Below are 17,861 nucleotides of genomic sequence, written 5' to 3' on the forward strand. Positions count from 1 at the left end.
CTATTTCTTCTCTTTTTCTAAGGACTGCAAATCACTCGTCCATGTTTGGTGTTGGTAAGCCATCTCCCAAAACTTGGCTTCCATGTGGACACTGCGGTGGAAGGCCTCTAGCATTTTTTGTTTGTCCGTCTCGTCGCTTTCTCGATAGAGCTGATTGACCAGCGCTTCTTCCTCTTTAATCTGCTGTTCTAATTCATCTGTGATATAGGTTTCAATCCACTGTTGATAAAGAGGATTCGGGGATGGTTTGTGGTTAAGCGCCTTTCCCAAATCATGGTATAACCAAGGACATGGGAGCAAACTAGCAAAAGCAATGCCCAAGTTTGGTTCTGCAAATTGACGATAAATATGAGAAATATAATGGTAACAGGTTGGAGCGATTGGATGTTGCTCCATTTCCTGGTCACTGATTCCTAATTCCTTGAAAAATTGTTGGCGGATAAACAACTCACCCTCCACTAGACTCTGAGCATTTTGTTTCAAGAGTCTTTTCATCTTTTCGTTTGAAGTCTTATCAGCCAAGAGGTGATAGGCTTCTGAAAAAGACTTCAGGTAATAAGCATCCTGAATTAGGTAATAGCGGAAAATCGCAGGTTCTAAATTTCCCTCTTGTAACTGTAAAACAAAGGGATGCTGAAAGGAAGCCTGCCAAGCTTCCCTGGATAATTCCATCGCAATATCTGTAAATTCCATAATAACTCCTTTATAGAAATAGACTGCTTTGAAGCAATAAAAAGAAAAGCAGGTAAATCAATTTTGTCCTCTGAGAAATATAAAAAGTCCGATAACTATTCTCCAACTGTGCATGCTCGTCATATCCGTGCGCAGATAGAGCTCTCAGGTAGAGATGGCACCATCTAAAGACCGTCATCAGAACCTTGCTGTAAATCAAGGGCGACCAAACATGCAGTTTTTGACCACGCAATAAGCAAGCTTCCTTGAGAGACTTGATTTCCTGCTGAATGAGGGGGAAGGCATTGAATACCACAATCAAGGCATAGGCCCAAGAACGTGATAGCTCCTTTTGAGCCAAGTACAAGAGAAGCTCTTTTAGGGAAATGCTGGAAACAAAGACAAGGCCGATACAAACTGTCACAAAAGCTCTCGTTCCAAGTATCACTGCCTGCGAAGCATCCCCATGTAACTGAACTGCCCAATAGTTAGCAAAGGAGGGCAAAATGGCGAGCAAAATCATCCAAGCCAACATTTTAAATCGACGGTAATAGAGTAAAAAGAGTATGCAAAATGCGGCTACCGAAAGATTAAGAGCAATCGAAGGAATGAAGGATGTTTCCAAGGATAAAATTAGAAAGAAGAGACTGATAACTGGTGTCTTGCTTGCTACTTTGATCATACTACCTCACCTCCCCTAGAGCATCATTGTTCAGAGATGAGAGAGGTTTGCTGATGGTCACTTCTTGAAGATGACTGAGACCCTCTCTCGTCATCTCTGTCCAATAATCAACCACAGAGATCAAGGGATCTAAACGATGGCTAATGATCAAAAAACTTCTTCCCTGAATTCTATCCTCCAACATCCACTGACAAAAATAGTCGCAGGCTCTATCATCCAAACCCGCAAAAGGTTCATCTAGCAAGATAACAGAAGACTTGCTGGTCAAGATGGTCAAAAGCTGAAGAATCTTTTGCTGGCCACCACTTAATTGATAGGGACTCTTATCAAGCGCCTGCTCCAGATCAAAATATCGTAAAGCTTGGAGAATCCGCTGATTTCTTTCAGAGTCTGGACTATCTAATTGCAGTTCCTCTCTCAGACTGACTCGGATAAATTGCTTCTCAGCTTCCTGAACAACACCAGTCAGATCACGATACAAACTCTTTTTCTTTTTCAGGACTTTCCCCTTCCAAGTAATGAGCCCTTTATACTCTTGAAATTGAAGAATAGAGCGAAAGAGGGTTGATTTCCCGACACCATTATCACCCAAGATACAGGAAATTCCTTGGTAGAATGTAAAATCAGCAATTGAAAAGAGGGGGCGATGATCCAGCTCACAAGTCGTTCTGTCCATATGAAATAGTTCTGGGCTAGAAGCAACTTCCTTTGAAGCAACCTGTGTCATCTCAGAGCAAGGGATTTGAAACACTTCCCTTAGTTGTCCATCTCTTAGCTCCACCATATGGTCGATATAGGCTTCATAGTCCGTTAAATCATGGTCGCACAGAATGACTGTCTTCCCATCAAGGGACAACTCTTTTAGAATCTCCAAAATCTGGATTCTGCTCTTGCGGTCAATGGAAGCAAAGGGCTCATCCAAGAGATAGACCCTAGGATTCATAGCAAGGAGGACAGCCAGCGCAGCCTTTTGCTTTTCCCCACCTGATAAGTGATGGATGGCACGGTGCAAGATTGGCTCGCAGTGACATTGCTGGACCACCTCAGCTATTTTAGAATCAATTTCCTGAAGGGGATGACCGATATTCTCCAAGGTAAAAATCAGCTCCTCAAACAAGTTCTCCATGGTAAATTGATGATTGGGATTTTGAAAGAGAATGCCAACCGTCTGGACCCGTTTGACGATAGAAAGCTGACTGACCTCGCTCCCATCTATCAGGACTTGGCCACTATAGGGAAGAGAACTAACTTGGGCAATGACTTGAAAGAGGCTGGATTTTCCTGAACCACTGCTCCCAACTAACAAGGTAAAGGCTTGCTCATGAAAAGTAAAATCAATCGGCTCTGAGAAGATTGGGGACTGAATCTCCCGTAATTCCAGGCCCATCTACGCCTTTCCTCCAGCCGAAAACTGATGATAGAGTTTGACAATGGCACGAACCAAGATGGTACAGAAGAAAAAGACGGAAATAAAACGCACTACCAGCAAGGAAAGGACAAAAGGAAGGGAGAAGGCGTAGTAACCTAACTTAATGTATTCATAGACAAAACTAACAAGCGTAATCCCAATACTATTGGCAGTTAGAGAGAGCCAACTTTCATAGCGATTCTTGGTCACAAGAAAACCAAGTTCACTTCCCAAACCTTGAACCAAGCCAGACAAAAGGGCACCTAGACCGAATTGGCTACCATAAAGGACTTCAGCAAGCGCAGCAAGCACTTCTCCAATCGTTGCACTTCCGACTCTTGGAACAAAGATAGCTGCAATGGGCGCAGCCATACACCAGAGACCAAAGAGGATTTCATTGGCAAAAGCCTGCATACCAAGAGGGGCTAAAATCAGAGTGAGGATATCAAACAAATAGCCTGAACCCACAAAAACGCCACCAAAAAAGATAGACAAGAAAGCAAGTAAAACAACATCTTTTAACTGCCATTTTTTCAACATAAAAAACTCCTTTTTTAAAGAAAAATGGGGCATTTGCAGAGAGCTACCTAAACAAGCCTATCCTCTTTTGATAAAGAAAAAAACTCCAATTACAAACGAGAATTAGAGTTTACCTTACAAGATTAGACAGTTCTTTTCGACATACGAAAAAAACCTTTTCACATTTCCCTTCGCCAGTATTAACTGTATCAGGTTCAATGGGTATCATCTCAGCCTAAAGCACCCCAAATGTCTTTATTATTTTATTACTGGACCAGTATAGCAAAAAATGATAGCCCTAGCAAGATATTTGACCGGAAAATATATTTATATAGTTTCTGATAACGATTTAATCTTTCTATACACGAATAAAAGCCTCCACATTATGCGGAGGCAATCTGTTTTATCAATACAATTTTAAGTCACGTGGGTCAACTGGGAAGGTTGGATTGTAAGGATTGTGACGAAGTTTGAAGTGTTTGACATCTTCAATAGTCTGAGTTCCAGACAACTGCATGACTGTCTTCAATTCTGCATTCAAGTGCTCAAAGACTTGACGCACACCAACACTACCACCAAGTGCCAAGCCATAAATAACAGGGCGGCCAATAGCTACCAAGTCAGCTCCTGATGCCAAGGCTTTAAAGACGTGTTGACCGCGACGAACACCAGAGTCAAAGACAATTGGCACACGTTTATCAACTGCTTCGGCGACTTCTTGAAGCGAGTCAAAAGCAGCTGGTCCACCGTCGATTTGACGACCACCGTGGTTGGTTACCCAGATACCAGAAGCACCTGCGGCAAGCGAACGTTCAACATCCTCACGGCATTGTGGCCCCTTGACATAAACCGGAAGTCCTGAGTATTCAGCGATAAATTCTACATCACGTGGAGACAAGCGTTGTTTAGCTGATTTGTAAACAAAGTCCATTGATTTACCAGCACCTTCTGGCAGATATTCTTCAACAATCGGCATACCAACTGGGAAGACAAAACCATTGCGCTTATCGACCTCACGATTCCCCCCTACAGTTGCATCCGCCGTCAAGACAATCGCTTTGTAGCCTTCAGCCTTCACACGGTCCATGATATGGCGGTTAATCCCGTCATCCTTACTAAAGTAAAATTGGAACCAATGAGGTGTCCCTTGAAGGGCCTCCGAAATTTCTGGAAGGTCAACTGTAGAGTAGGAACTAGTTGTATAGAGAGAACCAAACTCATGTACACCACGCGCAGTAGCCACTTCCCCCTGCTCATTTGCTAATTTATGAGCCGCAACAGGCGCCATAATAATTGGTGAAGACAATTTTTCACCTGCAAACTCAATCTCTGTACTTGGATTTTCAACATCGCAAAGCGTATGTGGAACGATGAGTTTGTGGTTAAAGGCGCGGATATTCTCACGTAAAGTGAAAGTATCCTCTGCTCCACTGGCGATATAGCCAAATGCTGCTTTAGGAATAACTTGTTGCGCCATTGGCTCCAAATCATAGGTATTGATAAAATCTACAGGTCCTTCTGCATTGCTTGTTTTATATGACATAAAGTGTCCTCCTTGATAAGTAAGCGTTTACTTTTTCTTACATAAACTATCTTAACTCTTTTTCAGATTCCTTTCAAAAATTTTGTCTGGAAATTTCAACTCATAGTCATGATAAATTTTTTCTATCATTGTGATAAAAAATTCATATTATCCAAACATGCCCTTTAGTGCTACAATAACTATATTATTCCTAGACGGGAGGTTCTATTTTGGATTGGTCCATTGTTGAACAATATCTACCACTCTATCAAAAGGCATTCTTTCTGACCCTACATATCGCAGTTTGGGGAATTTTAGGTTCTTTTCTTGTTGGTCTAATCGTTAGTGTCATTCGCCATTATCGCGTTCCTATCTTTTCACAGTTAGCAACAGCCTATATAGAATTGTCACGAAATACGCCCCTTTTGATTCAGCTCTTCTTCCTCTATTTCGGACTTCCCCGAATAGGGATTGTCCTGTCTTCGGAAGTCTGTGCCACTACGGGACTGGTCTTTTTAGGGGGTTCCTATATGGCAGAATCTTTCCGAAGTGGACTGGAGTCCGTCAGTCAAACCCAGCACGAGATTGGCCTAGCTATCGGTCTGACACCTGTACAGGTCTTTCGCTATGTAGTTCTTCCACAAGCAACAGCGGTTGCTCTACCGTCTTTTAGTGCCAATGTCATTTTCCTCATCAAGGAAACCTCTGTTTTCTCAGCAGTGGCTTTGGCCGACCTCATGTACGTCGCCAAGGACTTGATTGGACTATATTATGAGACAGACATTGCACTGGCCATGTTAGTAGTTGCTTACCTTATCATGCTTCTACCCATCTCTCTACTCTTTAGCTGGATAGAAAGGAGGCTCCGCCATGCAGGATTCGGGAATGCAAGTACTCTTTCAGGGAAATAATCTCCTGCGGATCTTACAAGGGCTGGGTGTCACGATTGGAATTTCCATTCTCTCCGTCCTTCTATCTATGATTTTCGGAACAATCATGGGAATCATCATGACCTCCCATTCTAGAGTTATTCGTTTTTTAACACGTTTTTATCTGGAATTTATTCGTATCATGCCCCAACTGGTACTACTTTTTATCGTATACTTTGGATTGGCTCGAAACTTTAATATCAATATCTCAGGTGAGACTTCGGCTATTATCGTTTTTACCCTCTGGGGTACAGCTGAAATGGGAGACTTGGTACGTGGAGCCATCACTTCCCTCCCTAAACATCAGTTTGAAAGCGGACAGGCACTGGGCTTAACCAACTTCCAACTTTACTATCATATTATCATTCCACAGGTCTTGAGAAGACTGCTGCCACAAGCTATCAATCTTGTCACTCGGATGATTAAAACGACTTCCTTGGTTGTCTTGATTGGGGTTGTGGAAGTTACCAAGGTTGGTCAACAAATCATTGACAGCAATCGCTTGACCATCCCAACCGCTTCCTTTTGGATTTATGGCACCATTCTGATCTTGTATTTTGCAGTCTGTTTTCCTATTTCCAAACTATCCACTCACTTAGAAAAACATTGGAGGAACTAAATGTCTGAAACTATATTAGAAATCAAGGATCTGAAAAAATCCTTCGGAGATAATCCCATCCTCCAAGGGCTTTCCCTAGATATCAAAAAGGGGGAAGTTGTCGTCATTCTAGGACCATCTGGTTGTGGGAAAAGCACCCTCCTTCGCTGCCTCAATGGCCTAGAAACCATTCAAAGTGGAGATATTCTTCTGGATGGCCAGTCCATTATTGGAAACCAGAAAGACTTTCACTTGGTTCGCCAAAAGATTGGCATGGTCTTTCAAAGTTATGAACTCTTTCCTCACCTAGATGTCCTTCAAAACCTCATCCTAGGCCCTATCAAGGCACAAGGACGAGACAAGAAAGAGGTGACGGAAGAAGCCCTGCAATTACTCGAACGCGTCGGACTACTTGATAAAAAAGACAGTTTTGCTCGCCAATTATCTGGTGGACAGAAACAACGGGTAGCCATCGTCCGTGCCCTTCTCATGCATCCAGAAATTATCCTCTTTGACGAAGTAACGGCTTCGCTGGATCCAGAAATGGTGCGTGAGGTTCTCGAACTCATCAATGACTTGGCTCAAGAAGGGCGCACCATGATTCTGGTAACCCACGAAATGCAGTTTGCCCAAGCCATTGCGGATCGGATAATCTTTCTCGACCAAGGGAAAATCGCTGAAGAAGGAACTGCTCAAGACTTCTTTACCAACCCACAAACCAAACGAGCACAGGAATTTTTAAACGTCTTTGACTTTAGCCAGTTTGGCTCATATCTATAATAAATAAAGGAGATTATTATGAAAATACTTAAACCAATCCTAACTGTTTTTGCACTTGCCTTTGCCCTTATCTTTGTCACAGCTTGTAGCTCAGGTGGAAGCTCTAATGCTTCATCAGGTAAAACCACTGCCAAAGCTCGAACTATTGAAGAAATCAAAAAAAGTGGTGAGCTTCGAATCGCCGTATTTGGAGACAAAAAACCGTTTGGTTACGTTGATAACGACGGTTCTTACCAAGGTTACGATATCGAATTGGGAAACCAATTAGCACAAGACCTCGGTGTGAAGGTTAAATACGTTTCAGTCGATGCAGCCAACCGTGCTGAATACTTAATTTCAAACAAGGTTGACATCACCCTTGCAAATTTTACAGTCACTGACGAACGTAAGAAACAAGTTGATTTTGCCCTTCCATACATGAAAGTTTCACTCGGTGTTGTTTCACCTAAAGATAAGGTCATTAAGGATGTTAAAGAGCTGGAAGGTAAGACCTTGATTGTTACAAAAGGAACGACTGCTGAAACTTATTTTGAGAAAAATCACCCAGAAGTAAAACTCCAAAAATACGACCAATATAGCGATGCCTACCAAGCCCTTCTTGACGGACGTGGAGATGCCTTCTCAACTGACAATACTGAAGTTCTAGCTTGGGCTCTTGAAAATAAAGGGTACGAAGTTGGAATTACTTCTCTCGGTGACCCAGATACCATTGCACCAGCGGTTCAAAAAGGGAACCAAGAATTGCTCGACTTCATCAATAAAGACATTGAAAAATTGGGTAAGGAAAACTTCTTCCACAAGGCCTATGAAAAAACACTTCACCCAACCTATGGTGACGCTGCTAAAGCAGATGATCTAGTTGTTGAAGGTGGAAAAGTTGACTAATACTTTCCGAAAATAAAAAGAAATCAGGTAATCCTAGAAATTACCTGATTTTTTCTATATCTTAAGCATTTTGCCAATTTTCTTGGTCTTCTTTAAAGCGTTTTAAGAGATCTAATCCCTCTGGTGTGATGTAGCCTTCTTCCTGAGCTAGGTGGATGAGCTCGCTGTAGTTTGAGAGAGTCACCAGTTTCACGCCTGCGTTTGCAAAGTTCTTATCTGCTTTTGCTAGTTGATAACTAAAAATCGCTACGACACCAAGAACATCTGCCCCTTCGCGTTTAGCAGCAGCCACTGCTTCGAGAACAGAACCACCAGTTGAAATCAAATCTTCGACAACGACCATCTTTTGCCCCTGAGCTACACGGCCTTCGATTTGGTTTCCGGCTCCGTGGTCTTTTGGTTTGCTACGGATATAGGCAAATGGTAGGTTCATCTTGTCCGCGATGATAGCCCCATGTGGAATCCCTGCTGTCGCTGTACCAGCGATGACTTCTACCTCTGGAAAGGCTGCTTTGATAGCATTCACAAAACCATTTTCAATCAAAGTTCTAGTCTCTGGGTAAGCTAAGGTCACACGATTATCCGTATAAATAGGTGACTTGATACCAGATGCCCAGGTGAAAGGCTCTTCTGGTTTGAGATAAACCGCTTGAATTTTCAATAGATGGCTAGCAATGTCTCTAGCAAGTGTCATGGTATACTCCTTCTTATCCTTAAATCTATAATCAAATACGCTTTAAACCCAGTCGCGTGTCCATTCTTCCTTGATAGCATGGTAGGCTGCTACAGGGTCTTCTGCCTGCGTGATTGGACGGCCTACTACAATGTAGTCACTACCGATTTGATAAGCTTGACCAGGGGTCACTACGCGTTTTTGATCCGCTGCTTCAGCACCTGCTGGTCGAATACCTGGTGTCAAGCAGATAAAATCTTCGTTTGTAGCTTCCTTGATGAGTTGGGCTTCTTGGGCTGAGCAAACCACTCCATCCAATCCAGCTTCAGCTGTTTTCTTAGCATAGTGGATGACCGACTCTTGCAGGCTAGTCTGGATATTTTGACAGTCTTGCATCTGTTCCTCAGATGTTGAGGTCAATTGGGTCACCGCGATAAGAATCCCTTGATCACCAAGGCCTTCACGCGCAGCCTGCATCATTTCAAGCCCACCTGCAGCCTGAACATTGGTCATATCGACACCCAGACTTGACAAGATTTTCATGGTTGACTTGACCGTATTTGGAATATCATGCAACTTGAGATCCAAAAAAACACTATGTCCCAACGATTTCAAATAACGAACAACCTCTGGACCTACTGCATAATAGATTTCCATTCCTACCTTGACATAGAGTTTTTCCTCTGCTGGAAAAAGGGCTAAAAATTCTTTGGCTTCCTCGAAACTTGGAAAATCCAGAGCAATGACCGGGCGACTCTCACGCATTCTTTTCTCCTATTCTTTGTTAACAGTCCATTGCTCAAAAAAGGAACCTGCTAGCAGCTAGGTTCCACGAAAAACGGGCAGTCTCCACCCTTTCACTGTCTAACCTTAGCTGCCTCTCTGGACTGCTTTAAAAGTTTTCTACTATTCTATTATTTATAATGACACTTGTCAAGTAAAAACTGAAGATTCTTATTCTTGTTTCTTTTCTTCAGCTTTTTTTTCTTCCTGTTTTTTCTTCTCCGCTTCCTTAGCCTCTTGTTTGGCCTTTTCCTCAGCTTCTTCTAAGCGTTTATCAGCCAGGCTAGTGCTATAAATTCCTGCCTCCATATCGATAAAACTCGGTTCTGCTAGTTGTGGCTTAATTTTGCTATAATAAGGCAATTTTTTACTTAACTCTGACAAGGGAACCAATATTTCATCTGTATCCAGCATGGTGATTTTTAAAAGATCTGCAGTTGCCTTACTTGGCGCTAGTTCGATCTTCTGGATTTGACTCTTTATGTCCTCACTGATAGTAGACAATCCCGTGATCAGCTCTTTCACCTGCTGCTCGTCGTTAAAGGTAACTGTCAGATAAGTCTCAGGCAAGTTTAAGCGATTAACAGGAGTAGACTCAACCGTCCCACTAGAAAGAATTGGATAATATTCTTCACCAGACACATAGTAACCAACAATATCAAATTCCTTAATCTCAATCGTAAAGTTTGTTGGAAATTTATAGTCAATCTTTGCTGACTCTATCCAGTGGTTAGACTTGATTTGCTCAGCGTACTTCTCCTTGTTCAACAACAGGGCTAAGGTATAGTCGCTATCCTGAATCCCAGAAGCCTGTTTAATGTCATCCGCTTGAGTCTGGACATTTCCCTTAACCTCGATATTTTTGATTGTCGAAAGCGGAGTCAAGAGATAGATAGAAAGGAGGAGAAATAGAACGCTCGGCACCAAGATACTGACTGCCCTCCAAATGTGAACGGGAGCAATTTTCGGTTTGGCAGTTTTTTCTGGCTTTTCTTTTTTCTTCTTCTCTTTCTCTTTTTTAACTTCTGTGTCTTCCTTTTGAACTTTCTCATCTTTCTCGGAGGGTTCTTGGCTTGGACTGGTATCTTCCTCGTCCGACTGACTCGAGGATTTCTTGGCCTCCTCCAAAAGCTTCGAGTTGGCCTCCTTCCGAGCTTGTTTTACCTTTTCCTTCTCCGCAGCTAGAGCAGCTTCCTCCTCAGCCTTCTTTTTCAGATATTCTTGGTTCCGTTTCTGCCATTCAGACAATTCTTGCTTCTGGTTTGATTCTTTTTTCTTATCCTTTGACATTGATTTTCCTTATGATAAGTCTTTTCTTAGTAGGGCATAAAAATCATCAAGAGATTTCAATTCAGTTGAAGCCCTCATACTAGCTTGGTATTGATCCTTGTGACTAAGCAAGTGGCTGAGTTTTTCCTCCAAGCTTTTCAAGGTCAAGTCACTTTCTTGAAGTTCTTCTGCGTAGCCTTTCTTAACAAAGTAGGCTGCATTTTCAATCTGGTCTCCTCGACTTGCTTCACGACCCAATGGTACGATGAGATGGAGTTTAGCCATAGCCAAGAGCTCAAAAATCGTGTTGGCACCACCACGCGTCACCACCACATCCGCCATCTCCATCAAGGGTTGATAGAGATCCGTCACATAGTCGATACGGAAGAGATTTTGACTCAATTCATTAAGGCTAGAATCTCCTGTGAGATTAATGATATTGTAGCGCTCTGTCAGCTCTTTTTTATGTTCTGTCACCAATTGGTTAAAGACACGAGCTCCTGCAGAACCACCAACAAACAATACCGTTGGAAATTTTGGATTAAAGTGGGTTCGGATATCCACCAATTCATCTGGCTCTGAAGTTTTTTGGTCTGAAACCTTGGTCACTGCCCCCACATGCTCAACTTTTGCGAGACCAGCAGCCTGCTCAAAGGTTGAGTACATCTTAGTCGCAAACTTATAAGCAATTTTATTAGCTAAACCCATAGATAGGTCTGACTCATGGATAAAGACTGGTACTCTGGAAACTCGCGCTGCGATAACAGGCGGTACTGAGACAAATCCTCCCTTAGAAAAAAGAGCTTGTGGACGAAGTCTTAGCATGATAAAGAGGGATTGGACAATTCCCCAGGCAACTTTAAAGACATCCAGCATGTTTTGCCATGAAAAATAGCGACGCAATTTCCCTGTCGCAATGGAGTGGAAGGTCACATTCAAACCTGACTTGAGGATTTCTTGGTGTTCGATTCCATTCTTATCCCCGATATAGTGGACTTCCCAGCCGTCTTCGATAAACTTGGGCATTAACAAAAGGTTAAGGGTGACGTGTCCAACCGTCCCCCCACCTGTAAAAACGATTTTTTTCATATTATTCCTTTAACTCCGCTACTGTGTCGATAAAGAGGTCGCCACGTACTTCAAAGTTAGCATACATGTCCCAGCTAGCATTGGCAGGACTGAGAAGAACCACATCTCCTTGAGTCGCAAGCTCATAAGCCTTGCGAGTTGCATCAGCAATATCGGTCGCATCCACATAAGCCACACCAGCCTTATCCGCTGCCCGTTTGACACGTTCTGCAGACTGACCAAGGATGACCATTTTCTTGAGTCCAGTGATGTCTGGCACTAGCTCGTCAAACTCATTGCCACGGTCTAAACCACCTGCAATCAAGATGACTTTGCTGTTGTCAAATCCTGACAAGGCTTTTTGAGTTGCCAAAATATTAGTTGACTTGCTATCGTTATAGAATTTGACACCTTTGATTTCATCCACAAATTGGAGACGATGTTTGACACCGCCAAAGGCTGAAAGAGTTTCCTTGATGGTTTGATTGTCCACACCACGGAGTTTGGCTACTGCAATGGTCGCAAGGGCGTTTTCCACATTGTGGCTACCTGGAACACCGATTTCATCAGCTGCCATGACCACTTCCCCACGGAAGTAAAGTTGACCATCTTCCAGATAGGCTCCATCAACCTTTTCAAGTGTTGAAAAAGGAACAACTGTGGCTTCTGTTTTGGTAGCCAATTCTTTTGCCAAGTCTTGGTTAAAGTTCAAGACAAGAAAATCAGCCGCTGTCATCTTGTTCTGGATATTCCACTTGGCTGCTACATATTCCTCAAACGAACCATGGTAGTCGATATGAGTAGGCATGAGGTTGGTAATAACCGCAATCTCTGGATGGAATTCTTGAACTCCCATTAGTTGGAAAGAAGAAAGTTCCATGACAAGCGTGTCCTTGGCTGTTGCAGTTTGGGCCACTTGACTAGCTGGATAGCCGATATTCCCTGATAAGAGACCATGTTGGCCAGCAGCGGTCAAAACTTCCCCAATCATGGTCGTTGTGGTCGTTTTACCATTTGAACCTGTGATACCGATAATTGGCGCTTCTGAAATCAAGTAAGCCAACTCCACCTCCGTCAAGACTGGAATCCCCTTCGCCAAAGCCTTCTCAATCATGGGATTGCTATAAGGAATCCCTGGATTTTTTACCATGAGGGCAAACTCTTCATCCAAGAGCTCCAAAGGATGCCCACCAGTGACAACCTTGATTCCCTCTTCTAGCAAGCTTTGAGCAGCTGGATTTTCCTCGAAAGGTTTGCCGTCATTAACAGTGACAATAGCACCCAGCTTGTCCAACAAACGGGCCGCAGACTCACCAGACTTAGCCAAACCTAAAACCAGCACTTTCTTATTTTTAAATTGATCGATTACTTTCATGTCTCAAACTCCATTTCTACTCCTACTATTTTACCATTTTTATGGAAATAAAAAAGCCACAAAGTGTGTTTGTGACTCTTTCTTCTAATAACAGAATCTTGCCTTATCATCTATGAGATAAATCGGTAACTCGAATTACTTGATCCACTTGCTCCCAGATAAGGGGATTGTGGGTCGCAATAATAATAGTACGATTCGGATTTTTTAGAGATTCTAATATAGAAAGTAGCTCCTCAGAATTTTTGGGGTCTAGTGAAGCGGTTGGTTCATCTACGAGAATCAAAACTAACCTGCACTCAAAAAAGTTCGACAAAAGATATCTAACCCATAGAGTGCAGTTCACCTCCTAGTACTTTATATCCTCACCTGTCTCTCATCTGACCGCTGGCCTGTGACAAACATGGTAAAGGTTGCCTTACAGACATTTCTACCCTCTTGATTGGTGATATCGACATCCACTACACAGGTTGTACGACCTTGATGGACACATTCTCCTTTAATGGTCAGCACATCGTCAAGTTTTCCTGCCTTGAGGTAGTTGATGGAGGATTGGAGCGTCACTCCATCTAGTCCCAGTGAGATGACCACCAAACCGCTGATCTGGTCACAAAGGGTAAAGAGATAGCCACCATGAGCATTGCCATAGTAGTTGAGCGACGAGTCCACTACTTTGGTCGTCACCACAACGTGACCATCTCTCATTTGTTCAATTTCGTAATTTTCAAAGGCAGATATAGCGTCAAAATGAAAATCTTTCATCATTTCCTCCTGATATTTCAAACGACACTATGATACTACTTTTTATAGGACTGTGCAAGGAGAAAGCTCCTAGTCTGACAAAATTCCAACCTGCTCTACAAAGCGCATAAAGGCTAACTGTCCCTGCTCCGTCTGCTTGTAAACTCCTGCATCCTCAAGTACACGCGAAAAGATAGCACCCACAGAGTCCTTGACGATTTCAAGGGCTTTTTCTTTATCCGCTAGTTCTGGATGTTGATCTTTGAGTTGGTCTGCCCATTCCTGATGATAAGCAGCAACTATATCAGCTTCTCCCACGAGATAGCTAGCTACTTGCTCCACTTCTGCTTTCAGCCGTGGCGGTAGGATAGCCAGACCCATGACCTCAATCAAGCCGATATTTTCCTTCTTGATATGTTGGACATCCTTGTGGGGATGATAGATGCCATCAGGATATTCTGGTGATGTCTGATTGTCCCGTAAAACCAAATCCAACTCAAATTGCCCATCTCGTTTACGAGCAATGGGTGTGATGGTGTGATGCGGTGTCCCATCAGTCTCTGCCAAAATCTGAACTTCAGAGTCTGAATACTGGCGCCATTCCTGCAAAACCTTGTCAGCCAAGTTAATCAAATCCTCCTTGGAATCCGAAATCAAACGCAACACTGACATCGGCCACTTGACAATCCCAGCCTTGACCTGTCCAAAACCAGCAAAGCGGAAGGTCTTTTGCAGTGGAGCCAATTCCATAGGAAAAACATGGCGCCCTCCCTGATAGTGGTCATGGGTCAGGATAGAGCCCCCTACAATCGGCAGGTCGGCATTTGAGCCAGCAAAATAACCTGGAAACTGATCTACGATAGCTAACAGACGCTCAAAGCTCTGACGGCTAATGACCATGGGACGATGCTGACCATCTAAGAAAATACAGTGCTCATTAAAATAAGCATAGGGCGAATACTGGAAGCCCCATTCTTGGCCCGCCATTTCAAAACGAATAATTCGGTGATTGCTGCGAGCTGGGTGGTTGACTCGACCATGGTAGCCTTCATTCTCTAAACAAAGCTGACACTGAGGATAATTGCTAGCTTGCACCAACTTGGCTGCCGCAATCTCTTTGGGATCTTTTTCAGGCTTAGAGAGATTGATGGTGATTTCAAGTTCTCCGTAGTCAGACGGTACACGATAAGCAATATTTTTAGCAATGGCCTTAAGCTTGATGTAGTCATTTTTCTGACTAAGTTGGTAGAAGTCCGCAATTGCTTGCTCAGGAGAGTGGGCATAGGTTGCCCAGAAGTCACGATTGACCTGACTTGGACAAGGGGTCACCAAGTCCATCAGTTCAGCACCAAGGATTTCACGCGCAGTCTGACTATCTTCAATCGTCTCTAATCGAACGGCTTCCTCAACCAGCTGGTCCTTGAGATCAATCAAGTTGCCCTGCTCAGTCTCAACTTCCAGAACATCTTCGCCCACTCGTTCTAAGACACGATTGGTCAGGTAGATTCGATCCATTTCCTCAAATGAACTTTCAGAAATGACATGTGTTACAAATTTATCTACTAAGGTCACTATAGAGCCTCCTTTTAACTAGTCAAGGACGCGAGTGCCACCTGCAACTTCAGCGATATAGAAGCTTGGAGCGTATCCAACTACTTCTTCGTAGTGTTTGCCTACAGCTTCTTTAAAGGCCTCAACAGTATCTTTTTGCACCAAGGCAATGGCACATCCGCCAAAACCTGCCCCTGTCATACGAGCACCGAGAACACCTTCTCGAGCCCAAGCTGTGTGAACAAGAGTATCCAATTCCAAACCAGTTACTTCATAATCATGCTCCAGAGAAACGTGTGACGCATTCATCAAGCGGCCAAATGTTTCCAAATCACCTGCTTGAAGGGCTGCTTGAGCCTTAAGGGTACGTTGATTTTCAAGAACAGCATGACGAGCACGTTTCAAACGATTTTCGTCTTTGATCAGGTAGCTGTATTGGTCAAAGGCCCACTCGTCTAGTTCACCCAAGGTCTGAATATCCAAGGCAACCTGCAATTCTTCCACTGCTTTTTCACATTCAGCACGGCGTTCATTATATTTAGAATCCGCCAATTCACGGCGTTTGTTGGTGTTCATGATAACAACGACATTGTCCTTCAAATCAAGTGGCACCAAATCATACTCTAAGGTATTTGTATCTAGATAAATAGCACGTTGGTCTGCCCCCATACCGATAGCAAACTGATCCATGATACCAGAGTTGACTCCGATAAAGTTGTTCTCTGTTTGTTTTCCGATTTTAACCAAATCCAAACGGTCTAATTTTAAATCAAAGAGATGCTCTGCCACGACCCCTGTCAAGAGTTCCAAGGATGCTGATGAAGACAAGCCAGCACCATTTGGGATATTCCCATAAACATAAAAATCAAAACCTTTGTCAATCACGTGTCCAGCTTCTTGCAAGAAATGAAGAACCCCTTTTGGATAGTTGGTCCAGTTGTGCCCTTTTTCAAACTTGAGGTCAGCAAGAGGCACTTCGATAATGCCCTTGTCCTCAAAGTTGGCTGAGTAGAAACGCAAAACTTTGTCGTCACGCTTGCGAGCCGCCCCATAAGTTCCCAAGGAAATCGCAGCAGGAAAAACGTGCCCACCATTGTAGTCCGTGTGTTCACCAATCAAATTGATACGGCCTGGTGAAAAGAAAGTTTGGTCTGCTTCTTGACCAAAAACGGCAAGAAAATCTTTACGAAGGGCTTCAGCAGTAAGATGTTGTGTCATATGAATTCTCCTTTGACTGTCCGTTAAGTCACCTTAACGTGTAATCGTTTTCTTCTATTGTATCCAAGGGATTTCCCAAGGTCAATCCTTTTTACTAAAGTTTTACTAAACAATCGGTAAAAAGAGGAAAAATATGATATACTAACCTAAAAGGAGGAGGATTTATGGCTACCTTAAAAGACATTGCACAGCTAGCCTCTGTCTCTATCGCGACCGTATCTCGTGTCCTCAATCGCGACCAGAGCCTATCTGTCACTGAAGAAACCAGACACCGTATTTTAACTGTCGCTGAAGAGCTAGGCTATACCAAGCACCTCAAGACAGGCGAATCCCACAAACCCAAGCAAAAGATTGCCATTATCCAATGGGTCAGCGAGCAGGGGGAGCTGGATGACCTCTACTACTACCAGATTCGTCTCGGTATTGAAAAAAGAGCCCAAGAGTTGGACTATGATATCTTGCGCTATTTTAACGACCATCCTTTTACTCTGAGCGAGGAAGTAATCGGGATACTCTGTATTGGAAAGTTCAGCCGAGCACAGATTGCTGCCTTTGAAGAATATCAAAAACCCCTAGTCTTTATAGACAGCGATACCCTTTCACTAGGTCATACCTGTATTATCACTGACTTTTACACTGCTGTAAAACAAGTTGTAGATCACTTCCTCAGCCAAGGACTTGATCGTATCGGAATTCTCACCGGCCTTGAAGAAACAACCGACCAAGAAGAAATCATCCGGGATAAACGCCTAGAATATTTTAGAGACTACTCTCTATCAAAAGGCATCTACCATGATAAACTGGTCTTTCAAGGATGCTTCACCGCCCAGTCTGGCTATGACTTGATGAAGGAGGCTATTCACAAGTTGGGTGATCAACTCCCTCCAGCATTTTTCGCAGCTAGCGATAGTTTAGCCATCGGTGCTCTTCGTGCCCTTCAAGAAGCTGGAATTAGCCTGCCAGATCGTGTCAGTCTCATTTCTTTTAACGACACTAGTCTGACCAAGCAGGTCTATCCTCCCCTATCTAGCATCACAGTCTATACTGAGGAAATGGGCCGAGCAGGTATGGATATTCTTAACAAGGAAGTTCTCCATGGTCGGAAAATTCCTAGCCTGACTATGCTGGGAACCAGACTGACTCTGAGAGAAAGTACTCTTCCATAACTCAACTAATATAATAAAGTCAAAA

General features: G+C 43.3%; 18 protein-coding genes, 1 pseudogene and 1 riboswitch. Of the genes and pseudogenes, 5 read left to right on the forward strand and 14 right to left on the reverse strand.

Annotated elements, in window-relative coordinates; translation table 11 throughout:
- The 5 genes from tenA to lctO all read right to left on the reverse strand — a co-directional run bounded on the left by tenA (position 1) and on the right by lctO (position 4,824).
- On the reverse strand, positions 1-693 hold the full coding sequence (tenA, locus tag HMPREF9184_RS00990) for a thiaminase II (RefSeq protein ID WP_000397224.1): 693 nt from the start codon (positions 691-693) through the stop codon (positions 1-3).
- Between the two features lie 10 nt (positions 694-703).
- Positions 704-1,354, reverse strand: a complete 651-nt coding sequence (locus HMPREF9184_RS00995) for an energy-coupling factor transporter transmembrane component T (RefSeq protein WP_000598422.1) — start codon at positions 1,352-1,354, stop codon at positions 704-706.
- Position 1,355: 1 nt separating this feature from the next.
- A complete protein-coding gene (locus tag HMPREF9184_RS01000; RefSeq protein ID WP_000522134.1) occupies positions 1,356-2,741 on the reverse strand; it encodes an ATP-binding cassette domain-containing protein in 1,386 nt (461 codons plus the stop codon).
- Positions 2,742-3,302: an ECF transporter S component gene (locus HMPREF9184_RS01005; RefSeq protein ID WP_000915293.1), complete on the reverse strand. Its 561-nt coding sequence runs from the start codon at positions 3,300-3,302 to the stop codon at positions 2,742-2,744.
- 148 nt (positions 3,303-3,450) lie between these two features.
- Positions 3,451-3,539: riboswitch (TPP riboswitch) on the reverse strand.
- A 148-nt stretch (positions 3,540-3,687) separates the two neighbouring features.
- Positions 3,688-4,824, reverse strand: coding sequence for an L-lactate oxidase (gene lctO, locus HMPREF9184_RS01010; RefSeq protein WP_000120734.1), 1,137 nt, complete (start codon positions 4,822-4,824; stop codon positions 3,688-3,690).
- A gap of 209 nt (positions 4,825-5,033) precedes the next feature.
- Between lctO and HMPREF9184_RS01015 the strand changes: the two genes are divergently transcribed.
- Genes HMPREF9184_RS01015 through HMPREF9184_RS01030 form a run of 4 tightly spaced genes read left to right on the forward strand, consistent with a single transcriptional unit; the run spans position 5,034 to position 7,995 of the window.
- Entirely contained in the window at positions 5,034-5,714 is a 681-nt protein-coding gene (locus HMPREF9184_RS01015) for an amino acid ABC transporter permease (protein WP_000384101.1), read from the forward strand.
- Positions 5,674-6,351: an amino acid ABC transporter permease gene (locus HMPREF9184_RS01020; protein WP_033585887.1), complete on the forward strand. Its 678-nt coding sequence runs from the start codon at positions 5,674-5,676 to the stop codon at positions 6,349-6,351. Before HMPREF9184_RS01015 ends, HMPREF9184_RS01020 begins: the two co-directional genes overlap by 41 nt.
- Positions 6,352-7,110, forward strand: a complete 759-nt coding sequence (locus HMPREF9184_RS01025; RefSeq protein ID WP_000004994.1) for an amino acid ABC transporter ATP-binding protein — start codon at positions 6,352-6,354, stop codon at positions 7,108-7,110. It abuts the gene before it with no gap.
- An 18-nt stretch (positions 7,111-7,128) separates the two neighbouring features.
- On the forward strand, positions 7,129-7,995 hold the full coding sequence (locus HMPREF9184_RS01030; RefSeq protein WP_000698080.1) for a cysteine ABC transporter substrate-binding protein: 867 nt from the start codon (positions 7,129-7,131) through the stop codon (positions 7,993-7,995).
- A 61-nt stretch (positions 7,996-8,056) separates the two neighbouring features.
- Here the strand turns inward: HMPREF9184_RS01030 and pyrE are convergent, their stop codons facing one another.
- The 9 genes and pseudogenes from pyrE to HMPREF9184_RS01070 form a co-directional block, all read right to left on the reverse strand.
- A complete protein-coding gene (gene pyrE / locus HMPREF9184_RS01035; RefSeq protein ID WP_000170979.1) occupies positions 8,057-8,689 on the reverse strand; it encodes an orotate phosphoribosyltransferase in 633 nt (210 codons plus the stop codon).
- A 42-nt stretch (positions 8,690-8,731) separates the two neighbouring features.
- The gene (gene pyrF, locus HMPREF9184_RS01040; protein WP_001209287.1) at positions 8,732-9,433 is read right to left on the reverse strand and encodes an orotidine-5'-phosphate decarboxylase; all 702 of its coding nucleotides are present in this window, start codon (positions 9,431-9,433) and stop codon (positions 8,732-8,734) included.
- 189 nt (positions 9,434-9,622) lie between these two features.
- Positions 9,623-10,741, reverse strand: coding sequence for a cell division protein FtsQ/DivIB (locus HMPREF9184_RS01045; protein WP_000031118.1), 1,119 nt, complete (start codon positions 10,739-10,741; stop codon positions 9,623-9,625).
- Positions 10,742-10,750: 9 nt separating this feature from the next.
- The gene (locus HMPREF9184_RS01050) at positions 10,751-11,809 is read right to left on the reverse strand and encodes a UDP-N-acetylglucosamine--N-acetylmuramyl-(pentapeptide) pyrophosphoryl-undecaprenol N-acetylglucosamine transferase (protein ID WP_000724808.1); all 1,059 of its coding nucleotides are present in this window, start codon (positions 11,807-11,809) and stop codon (positions 10,751-10,753) included.
- Between the two features lies 1 nt (position 11,810).
- Positions 11,811-13,163 (reverse strand): UDP-N-acetylmuramoyl-L-alanine--D-glutamate ligase, encoded by a 1,353-nt coding sequence (murD, locus tag HMPREF9184_RS01055; protein ID WP_000863079.1) that lies wholly within the window; start codon positions 13,161-13,163, stop codon positions 11,811-11,813.
- Between the two features lie 106 nt (positions 13,164-13,269).
- A pseudogene (locus tag HMPREF9184_RS09350) lies at positions 13,270-13,446 on the reverse strand (AAA family ATPase); the annotation flags it as partial.
- Between the two features lie 71 nt (positions 13,447-13,517).
- Positions 13,518-13,922, reverse strand: coding sequence for a PaaI family thioesterase (locus tag HMPREF9184_RS01060; protein WP_000651222.1), 405 nt, complete (start codon positions 13,920-13,922; stop codon positions 13,518-13,520).
- Positions 13,923-13,991: 69 nt separating this feature from the next.
- Complete coding sequence (locus HMPREF9184_RS01065; protein ID WP_000177008.1) at positions 13,992-15,473, reverse strand: UDP-glucose--hexose-1-phosphate uridylyltransferase; 1,482 nt, start codon at positions 15,471-15,473, stop codon at positions 13,992-13,994.
- Positions 15,474-15,491: 18 nt separating this feature from the next.
- Positions 15,492-16,670, reverse strand: coding sequence for a galactokinase (locus HMPREF9184_RS01070; RefSeq protein WP_000191951.1), 1,179 nt, complete (start codon positions 16,668-16,670; stop codon positions 15,492-15,494).
- A gap of 164 nt (positions 16,671-16,834) precedes the next feature.
- Here HMPREF9184_RS01070 and galR point away from each other — a divergent pair, with 164 nt between their 5' ends.
- Positions 16,835-17,836 (forward strand): DNA-binding transcriptional regulator GalR, encoded by a 1,002-nt coding sequence (galR, locus tag HMPREF9184_RS01075; protein WP_000212491.1) that lies wholly within the window; start codon positions 16,835-16,837, stop codon positions 17,834-17,836.
- The last annotated feature ends 25 nt before the right edge of the window (positions 17,837-17,861 follow it).

This window comes from Streptococcus sp. oral taxon 058 str. F0407, assembly GCF_000235485.1.
Lineage (GTDB): Bacteria > Bacillota > Bacilli > Lactobacillales > Streptococcaceae > Streptococcus.

Bases quoted from the DNA above. Each gene is read 5' to 3' on its own strand.
- tenA (WP_000397224.1), bottom strand. From the start codon at position 693: ATGGAATTTACAGATATTGCGATGGAATTATCCAGGGAAGCTTGGCAG.
- HMPREF9184_RS00995 (WP_000598422.1), bottom strand. From the start codon at position 1,354: ATGATCAAAGTAGCAAGCAAGACACCAGTTATCAGTCTCTTCTTTCTA.
- HMPREF9184_RS01000 (WP_000522134.1), bottom strand. From the start codon at position 2,741: ATGGGCCTGGAATTACGGGAGATTCAGTCCCCAATCTTCTCAGAGCCG.
- HMPREF9184_RS01005 (WP_000915293.1), bottom strand. From the start codon at position 3,302: ATGTTGAAAAAATGGCAGTTAAAAGATGTTGTTTTACTTGCTTTCTTG.
- lctO (WP_000120734.1), bottom strand. From the start codon at position 4,824: ATGTCATATAAAACAAGCAATGCAGAAGGACCTGTAGATTTTATCAAT.
- HMPREF9184_RS01020 (WP_033585887.1), top strand. From the start codon at position 5,674: ATGCAGGATTCGGGAATGCAAGTACTCTTTCAGGGAAATAATCTCCTG.
- HMPREF9184_RS01025 (WP_000004994.1), top strand. From the start codon at position 6,352: ATGTCTGAAACTATATTAGAAATCAAGGATCTGAAAAAATCCTTCGGA.
- HMPREF9184_RS01030 (WP_000698080.1), top strand. From the start codon at position 7,129: ATGAAAATACTTAAACCAATCCTAACTGTTTTTGCACTTGCCTTTGCC.
- pyrE (WP_000170979.1), bottom strand. From the start codon at position 8,689: ATGACACTTGCTAGAGACATTGCTAGCCATCTATTGAAAATTCAAGCG.
- pyrF (WP_001209287.1), bottom strand. From the start codon at position 9,433: ATGCGTGAGAGTCGCCCGGTCATTGCTCTGGATTTTCCAAGTTTCGAG.
- HMPREF9184_RS01045 (WP_000031118.1), bottom strand. From the start codon at position 10,741: ATGTCAAAGGATAAGAAAAAAGAATCAAACCAGAAGCAAGAATTGTCT.
- HMPREF9184_RS01050 (WP_000724808.1), bottom strand. From the start codon at position 11,809: ATGAAAAAAATCGTTTTTACAGGTGGGGGGACGGTTGGACACGTCACC.
- murD (WP_000863079.1), bottom strand. From the start codon at position 13,163: ATGAAAGTAATCGATCAATTTAAAAATAAGAAAGTGCTGGTTTTAGGT.
- HMPREF9184_RS01060 (WP_000651222.1), bottom strand. From the start codon at position 13,922: ATGAAAGATTTTCATTTTGACGCTATATCTGCCTTTGAAAATTACGAA.
- HMPREF9184_RS01070 (WP_000191951.1), bottom strand. From the start codon at position 16,670: ATGACACAACATCTTACTGCTGAAGCCCTTCGTAAAGATTTTCTTGCC.
- galR (WP_000212491.1), top strand. From the start codon at position 16,835: ATGGCTACCTTAAAAGACATTGCACAGCTAGCCTCTGTCTCTATCGCG.